We start from the raw sequence: 723 nt of genomic DNA on the forward strand, positions 1-723 counted from the left end.
CCTCACCGTGCGCGGCACGGGCACCCTGATCCTGACGAGGGACAGCGACTTCACGCTGCCCAGGTCCCGGCAGGGGCAGAAGGTGAGCATCCCGGGCGGCAACCACCCGTACGTCACGGTGACGAACCCCGACGCACCGGCGGTGACGGTCGAGCGGGGAGCCACTCTCCAGTACGGCAACGGCGGAACGGCGGGCCTGATCGGCCACTTCCCCTACAACACCCCGGCGTTCCGCCTCAACCAGGACAACATCCGGGTGGACGGCACCCTGCGCCTGTCACTGAAGAGCGCGTACAACCTGGGCACGATCAGCGGCGCCGGACTGGTGACACAACCCCGGTTCCTCTGGGGCACCTGGGACCTCTCGGGCATCCACTCCTTCTCCGGAGTGATCGACAACGGCACCCAGGTCAACGCGGGACGCCCGGAGTTCGCGACGTCGCTCCCCCGCGTGCGCAAGGTCCTCAACCAGGGCACCTGGACGGTCGACACCCCGCTCGGCCAGATGGTCACCATGGGCATGGACTTCTACCAGCGCGAGTACGGCAGCGACATCAACGTCCAGTCCCGCCCCGGCTCGAAGGTGGTCCTCACCGGGCAGTACAGCTGGTCGGACCAGGGCGGCGACACCAACCCCTCGCTCAGCGACCCCGGCCTCAACTGGACGCCCGCCCGCAAGAACGTCAACAAGCGCGGCACCAACATCAAGGGTGCGAACGTCCA

1 pseudogene is annotated in these 723 nt (G+C 68.0%); it reads left to right on the plus strand.

What is annotated here, in order from left to right:
* Positions 1 to 723 (plus strand): annotated as a pseudogene (locus tag STRTUCAR8_RS02380) (autotransporter); the annotation flags it as partial.

It is taken from the genome of Streptomyces turgidiscabies Car8, assembly GCF_000331005.1.
In the GTDB taxonomy this organism is placed as follows: domain Bacteria; phylum Actinomycetota; class Actinomycetes; order Streptomycetales; family Streptomycetaceae; genus Streptomyces; species Streptomyces turgidiscabies.